General features: G+C 39.6%; 7 protein-coding genes. 2 read left to right on the top strand and 5 right to left on the bottom strand.

Annotation, left to right across the window (positions count from 1 at the left end; all coding sequences use genetic code 11):
* Positions 1-1,171, top strand: a 1,171-nt coding sequence (locus tag AAC037_RS16145; protein ID WP_339903978.1) for a DUF4221 family protein, incomplete at its 5' end; no start/stop codon positions are given.
* Between the two features lie 352 nt (positions 1,172-1,523).
* On the opposite strand, the gene AAC037_RS16140 is transcribed toward AAC037_RS16145, so the two are convergent.
* The 4 genes from AAC037_RS16140 to AAC037_RS16125 form a co-directional block, all read right to left on the bottom strand.
* Positions 1,524-2,237, bottom strand: a complete 714-nt coding sequence (locus AAC037_RS16140) for an RNA pseudouridine synthase (RefSeq protein WP_339903977.1) — start codon at positions 2,235-2,237, stop codon at positions 1,524-1,526.
* A 69-nt stretch (positions 2,238-2,306) separates the two neighbouring features.
* Positions 2,307-3,380, bottom strand: coding sequence for an ATP-binding protein (locus AAC037_RS16135; RefSeq protein ID WP_339903975.1), 1,074 nt, complete (start codon positions 3,378-3,380; stop codon positions 2,307-2,309).
* Positions 3,377-4,063 (bottom strand): response regulator transcription factor, encoded by a 687-nt coding sequence (locus AAC037_RS16130; protein ID WP_014018573.1) that lies wholly within the window; start codon positions 4,061-4,063, stop codon positions 3,377-3,379. Before AAC037_RS16130 ends, AAC037_RS16135 begins: the two co-directional genes overlap by 4 nt.
* 156 nt (positions 4,064-4,219) lie before the next feature.
* On the bottom strand, positions 4,220-5,014 hold the full coding sequence (locus tag AAC037_RS16125) for a DUF3108 domain-containing protein (RefSeq protein ID WP_339903973.1): 795 nt from the start codon (positions 5,012-5,014) through the stop codon (positions 4,220-4,222).
* Positions 5,015-5,194: 180 nt separating this feature from the next.
* Here AAC037_RS16125 and recA point away from each other — a divergent pair, with 180 nt between their 5' ends.
* Complete coding sequence (recA, locus tag AAC037_RS16120) at positions 5,195-6,244, top strand: recombinase RecA (protein WP_014018571.1); 1,050 nt, start codon at positions 5,195-5,197, stop codon at positions 6,242-6,244.
* Positions 6,245-6,283: 39 nt separating this feature from the next.
* Here recA and AAC037_RS16115 read toward each other — a convergent pair.
* A partial coding sequence (locus tag AAC037_RS16115; RefSeq protein WP_339903971.1) for an FtsX-like permease family protein occupies positions 6,284-7,059 on the bottom strand: 776 nt, incomplete at its 5' end.

Here is a 7,059-nt window from a genome sequence, read left to right as displayed (position 1 = left end):
GCTAATTTCTACAAAAAATATATTGAGACATTGCAATGTTTTTACCATAGGCCTATTGTTATTCTTCTCTTGTAAGGGAGAAGCAGAGAATAAATTGCTGGAAATAATAAAAGTTAAAGAGATAAAAATTAAACCTGAAGTTCTGACCATACCAAATCCACCCTATGCTCACTTGATAGAATCAGACTCAGGTCAATACCTTTTTTACCTGAATCCTACTTCGATGAGTTTACAATTTATGAATATGGAAGATGGAAAAGTGGCCAATGAGATCATTTTGGAAGACGATGGGCCGAATAGTATGAACAGAAGTTCAGGTATAGCCGGTTTAGAAAAAGATAAAGTTTGGGCAACTTTTGAGCCTCATGCCATAGGTTACATCAATTATAAAGGGGAAAAACTGTTTGAAAAGTCCATTACCTCAGGTAAAGTAGATATTACTTATTTGGGTTCGGATTTTGATAAAGAATTGCATCGATATGGGGATAAGGTTTTTGGCATGCAGCCGTATTTTATGAATCATCATGGGATGAATAAAGAAGACATTCAAAAACATTCTCTGGTCTATAGTTATGATATGGTTTCAGATCAGTCCAAATGGTATGATGTGTATTATGCTAAGGATTATTGGCACAAAGGAAAAAAAAGAGCCTATTTTTCATGGGCAAGAAGAAAGGACAAGCTTTATATATCACCATGGTATGATCATGAAATCCAGGTGTTTGATATGAGTAAGGAAAAGGTAATTGAAAAGATAGATGTTAAGTCAGATCATATCAATAGCTTTTATTTTTTAAATGAGATTCCGGGATCCCGTGAAGAGGGGAGGGTTAATACATTAATTCATGACCTTTATGGAATAATTCTTTATGACAAGTACAGGGATTGTTTTTATCGTTTTTTTTATCCGGGATATATGGATGAAAGAGAGTATTCTTTAGAGAAACTAAGTATGCTAAACCGCTCGAGGCCTTTTATAGGCGTGATGGTCTTGGACAAGGATTTGAATATAATAGGTGAACATGTCTTTGATAAATTTCAAGTACATACTTCTTCTAATGTATTTGTAGGAGAAGAAGGCTTATACCTCTCGCTTAACAATGAAAACAGTCCAGATTATGATGAGGACCATTTAAGATATATGGTGGTGCAATTTGAGGTGGGGAAATGAGCAGGAGTAGCCTTTATTATAGTAATGCCTTTGGATTTTTGCATCCTATCTAGTGGAGCCGGCATTGCAAATGCCTCGTAATCTTTTCAAATGGATGGTAGGGAGTAGTTTTAAACTACTCCCAGAGGAGGCCTTCAGGGTTTGAAGTTTTGTAATGAGAGCAGGTTAGGGTAAAGCGACCCTGTCTATTGATTTTTTTAAACCAGTTAATAACCTGTTCGAAATCTAAACCCCGGCAGGGGTGATATTATTGTAGCCAGTGGCGTCAGCCACTGGTTTAGTAAAAATATCCGTCGATATGATTTTGGCGGTATTGTTGCTCTTTTCTGCAACAATGCTGACAAAATCACATCTATTTACTGGTTTTTTCCAGTTGCTTGACCATTACTGCGAAATCCTTGGGGTAAGGTGCTTCTGCACTTATTTTTTCTCCGGAAAGATCTGTAAAGGAAATGGCAAAAGCATGGAGGGCTACCCGCTGCATGATGGGACGCTCTTCGGTACCTTTTTTTAGATTAAATTTCCTTTTGATACTTGATAAATAGAGCGGTTGGCCACCGTAAAGCTCGTCCCCACAAATGGGCGCACCCAGGTAAGCCAGGTGAATTCGAATTTGATGCAGACGGCCGGTTATTGGTTTACAGGCAATATGAGTATGGGCAAAGTAACTTTTTACAGTTTTAAAAATGGTTTGTGCCGCCTTGCCACTAGGTACGATTCTGGCAATGCCGTTTTTGCTGGCCGAAAGATTCCTGTCTACCATTATGCCATCAAAATCATGAATGCCTTCAGCCACAGCATGGTAGACCTTTTCTACTTTTCTGTCCTCAAACTGCATGGCAATATTTCGGTAAGCATCAGGGTTTTTGGCAAATACCAAACAACCCGATGTTTCCTTGTCCAATCGGTGACAAACCTGAATGTCCGGAAATTCCAGTCTTGCCAATGCCAGCATATTTTGCGCCTCATGCCTATCATCCAGTGTGGGGAAATATGGCGGTTTATTGACTATTAGGTAATCATTGGTTTCTTTAACTATCAATGATTTAAAATCGATCTTTTTCATACCCTTGTGTTTCGATACAAAGTTCTGAAATTAGCCAATAAAAAAAAGCCTATTTGAAAACACTTGGTTTTATTTTTTCGAATGGCCTTCCTCAACGGCCATTGTTTTAGCCGCATGCGGCAGCTCAAAACTAAAGACCGACCCCTTGCCGGGAGTAGAACTAACGCCAATTTTGGATTGATGTCCTTCCAGAATATGTTTGACGATGGCTAAACCCAGTCCGGTGCCTCCCTTTTCTCTGGAACGACTCTTCTCTACCCTATAAAAACGCTCAAATATTCGCTTAAGGTCATCCGGGTGGATGCCTATGCCCTGGTCTTTGACTTTTACCGTGAAATGATTTTTGTGGTCATTGATTTGAATGGTCACAGTGCCATTGTCTTTATTGTATTTGATGGCATTGGAGACAAGGTTTTGTAAAACCCTGAAAATTTTGTCCTTGTCGGCGTAAGTCTGATAACTCGTGGCCTTGTCGTATTTGAAAATCAGTTGGATGTTCCTTTTATGGGCTTTTCCTTCCAATTGTTCCATGACTTCCTGAATGGACTCTTTCAGGTCAAAATTGCTGGGATGAAAGCGAATAAACCCACTTTCAATTTGATTGATGGTAATTAAATCCTGCACAAGGTCTTCAAGATTGTTAAGGCTTTTGGCCGCTCGTTTTAAAAACTTATCCCTAACGGTATGGTCTTCTACCGCACCGTCCATTAAGGTGTGGATATAACCCTGAGCTGCAAAAATCGGCGTTTTCAGTTCATGGGAAATGTCGGCAAAAAATTCCCGCCTAAAGGTTTCATTCTTTTGTAAGGTTTCAATTTCCCTGTTTTTGGCCGCCGCATAATCATGAATATTGGCTTGGATACTTTTCAGCGGTGGGAGTGAAGCTTTTATCTTATTGCTGGCTTTGAAAGTGGTGTCTTTTTTTTGAATTTTCTCCAATACGCTGTAGATATTGCCGATTTCTCGAAAGATCAGGTATTCAAGGCTAAGGTGAATCAAAAGGTAGGCAATGGAAAAGGTAAGGGTGCCGGCAGCCAGCAGTATTATGGAATTGGAGGCCTCCAAAAGGGATAAAAAGGCCACCAATAGTAAGGCTATAGAAATGGCAAGCCCAAATGCAATGCCTTTTGAAGTGCTGATCATGTATTGAATTTATAACCTACGCCTTTTACAGTAAAGATATAATCTTCACCTATTTTTTCTCTAATCTTACGGATGTGGACATCCACTGTTCTGGCCAAGACAAACACATCTGTGCCCCAAATGTTTTTTAGCAATTCGTCTCTGCTAAATACGGTATTGGGGTTTTTTGCCAAAAAGTGCAAGAGCTCAAATTCTTTCTTGGGTAACACAATCAATTCTCCATCTTTGAGTAAGGTGAAACTTGTGCGATCGATGATCAAGTCCTTGATGGAGATTTTTGAGGTGTCTGCTTCTTTTTTAATTTCTCTTCGAAAAAGTGCAGCGATCCTGCTTACCAATGCCCTTGGCTTGATGGGCTTAAGGATGTAATCATCTGCTCCCACATCAAAGGCTGCCACCTCAGAGTATTCTTCTGATCTGGCAGTGAGGAATATGATAAAGGTGTTTTTGAGATCGGGGTTTTCTCTCAACTGACGGCAGGTTTCCACCCCATCTTGATTAGGCATCATGATGTCCAATAGGATGACATCAGGCTTGAATGTAGCGGCTTTTTTTACTGCTGTGATACCGTCACTTGCTGAGTTGACCTCATAGCCTTCTTTTTCCAAATTGTAGGTTAAGATTTCAATGATATCCTCTTCGTCATCTACTACCAATACCCTTTGTTTCTGATTGTTGCCCATCTTATGATTTACTGAAAAACAATTTATTTTAAATGAAGCTACAAAGATAAGGATTATAAAAAAACAATTAAGTCTTTGTAGGCTGAAGGGATTAATTGATGGGGAATCCTTAATAAAGCAAAGGTTTAAATTAAATTAATTTTAACCCAATGTTAATTAATTGTTTCTTAACCCTTCGGCAGACACGATCTCCATATTTATGGAACCGACAAACATGCTGGCTTTAATTTTAACCGGAATTCGGTTTTCATCTGCTGTAATCCATATTTTTATTGGTTTTTTACCTCTGAAGAGTTTGTTGCTGGGCATCTCAGGGCTGAAAATATAGGTGTCAAAATCACCAATGTCAGTGGATATGTCGTCCATGCCCTCGTATGTTAATTTTAAGTTATAATTTTTCTCATCAAAAAAACCTTTGATTTCAATTTTATCACCTTTTCTTAACCCGGAGAAATCCATTGTTCGCAATAGATAATAACCGCTGACAATGTCCTGAACATTGGGAGGGATGGCTTTTGATTTCCTTTCTTTGATGTATTCATTCTCCCTGTCATACAATTTTGTATAGGCCATTTGGTCTTTATGGTCGAAGTCAATTACCTCATGTTTTCGATAATTACCTTCTTCAATATGTCGGTAGGAGCGGTAAGGAATAATTTTGGCAGTATCTATATAGCTCCCCCAATTGTCTTTTACATAAAAAAGCTTAAAAATGCTTAGGGTTTTTCCGTAGACATCTACCTTATAGGTTGGCTTTCCATTGATATAGTGGGTTTTATTGTCGATTACCATTTTGGCCTCAGCGGCATTAAAGAGGAAATAACTCACATTGAAAGTAAGCGTTTCTCCTTTGGTAAATGCTTTGTTAACAATGTCTTGGCTTTGTGCATTTACAGCAGTTTGAAAAAGCAATAACAGCGCTATTGCAAGTGATTGGAGGTACACGATCATGCCTTTTTTAAAAGTTTTACTTCAAAGTTCATACCATTGTGAATTTCAGGGAATGATGTTTCATTCTCCAAATGTACTACAATGTCTTGCGCTAACAATGCTTATTCAATAGTTGTTAATGACCTGCCTAATGTTTACTTTCACATTAGGAATGAACAACAGTGAATATCTGAAGATACTATGAGTGGAAATACTGAAAAATTAAAAGCCTTACAGCTTACGCTGGATAAGTTGGAAAAAACCTACGGTAAAGGGACCGTAATGAAATTGAGTGATAATGTGGTGCTAGATGTGCCTGCTATTTCTACAGGATCATTGGGTTTGGACATGGCACTAGGCATTGGGGGAGTACCTAGAGGTAGAGTGATTGAGATCTATGGTCCGGAATCTTCCGGGAAAACAACACTTTCCATGCATTGCATCGCTGAAGCACAAAAAGCAGGAGGCTTAGCGGCATTTATAGATGCAGAGCATGCTTTTGATAAAGCCTACGCCGAGAAGTTGGGGATTGACATAGAAAATCTGCTCATCTCTCAGCCGGACAGTGGTGAACAAGCCTTGGAAATTGCTGAGCACCTTATCAGGTCCGGGGCCATTGATATTATAGTGATTGACTCTGTAGCCGCCTTGGTGCCTAAGGGTGAACTTGAGGGGGAAATGGGAGATTCCAAAATGGGTCTGCAAGCCAGGTTAATGTCTCAGGCACTTAGGAAACTTACTGGAGCCATCAACAAAACAGGTTGTGCTTGTATCTTTATCAATCAATTGAGAGAGAAGATTGGGGTGATGTTTGGCAACCCTGAAACCACCACCGGTGGTAATGCCCTTAAATTTTATGCTTCTGTTCGCTTAGATATTCGTAGAATAGGTCAAATTAAAGATGGACCCGACAATATCCTTGGCAATAGAACCAAAGTAAAAGTAGTGAAAAACAAGGTTTCGCCTCCTTTTAAGGTAGTGGAGTTTGATATTATGTATGGGGAAGGAATCTCCAAAGTAGGAGAGGTAATTGACCTTGGTGTTGAATTTGAAATTGTTAAAAAAGCAGGGTCTTGGTTTTCTTACGAGGGAAATAAGCTAGGTCAAGGTAGAGATGCTGTTAAAAACCTGCTTTTGGACAATCCTGAATTGATGGAAGAAATAGAGTTGAAGGTGTTGGAAAAAGCGGGTGTTGTAAAAGCGGACAAAGAAAAAGCCAAAGCCGGTAAAAAAGGCAAGTCTGCAGAGTAAAGCTCTTTGAGAAGAAGCAATAGTTTCCGGTAGGTGTTGTCACATCCTGATAGCAACTACCGGATCCATTTTTGAAGCCAGAGAAGCAGGTATGATACCTGAAACAATACCAATGGCAGACGACAATGCAAGTCCCAGAACAATATTTTTAAAGGAAAGTATGATTTCCAGATTGCCTAGGGAAACAAAGGTGGCCGCATACACCACAATCAGTCCGGACAATCCTCCAATAAGGCTTAAAGCAGTCGCTTCGAACAGGAATTGCAGGAGGATAAAATAATTTTTTGCACCAAGAGATTTCTGAATACCTATAATACCGGTCCGTTCCTTTACAGATACGAACATGATATTGGCAATTCCAAAACCTCCAATTAGGATTGAGAAACCTCCAATTACCCCTCCTGCGATAGAGATCACAGCAAAGATGGAGCCCACTGCATCTTGAATAAATTCGGATTTATTTAAGGCGAAATTGTTTTCTGCGGTGGGTTTTAAACCTCTTTTGGCTCTGAGAAGTCCTGCCATTTCATTTTCCAGCATGACCAATCCGGGGTCATCGTCTTTCCCTTTTGCAGCAATGATTGGTTCTATACCGTTTTTTCCCACATAAAAGAGCTTGGTAAATGCTCCGTAGGGGACCAATAGCGCTTCGTCTTTAGAGGGGGTGTCAAAAAGTCCTTCTCCTTCTTCCACAAATAAACCCACCACTGTAAACTTTAATCCTTTTATTTTAAAGGTTTTGCCCAAAGGTTCCTGTCCCGGAAATAAGGCTTCTCCGATCTTTACACCAATAATGGCCACATTTCTAGCGGCCT

Source organism: uncultured Cyclobacterium sp., assembly GCF_963976465.1.
GTDB lineage: Bacteria > Bacteroidota > Bacteroidia > Cytophagales > Cyclobacteriaceae > Cyclobacterium.
Note: the sequence above shows the minus strand (reverse complement) of the source record. Positions and strands in the feature narration are given on the sequence as shown.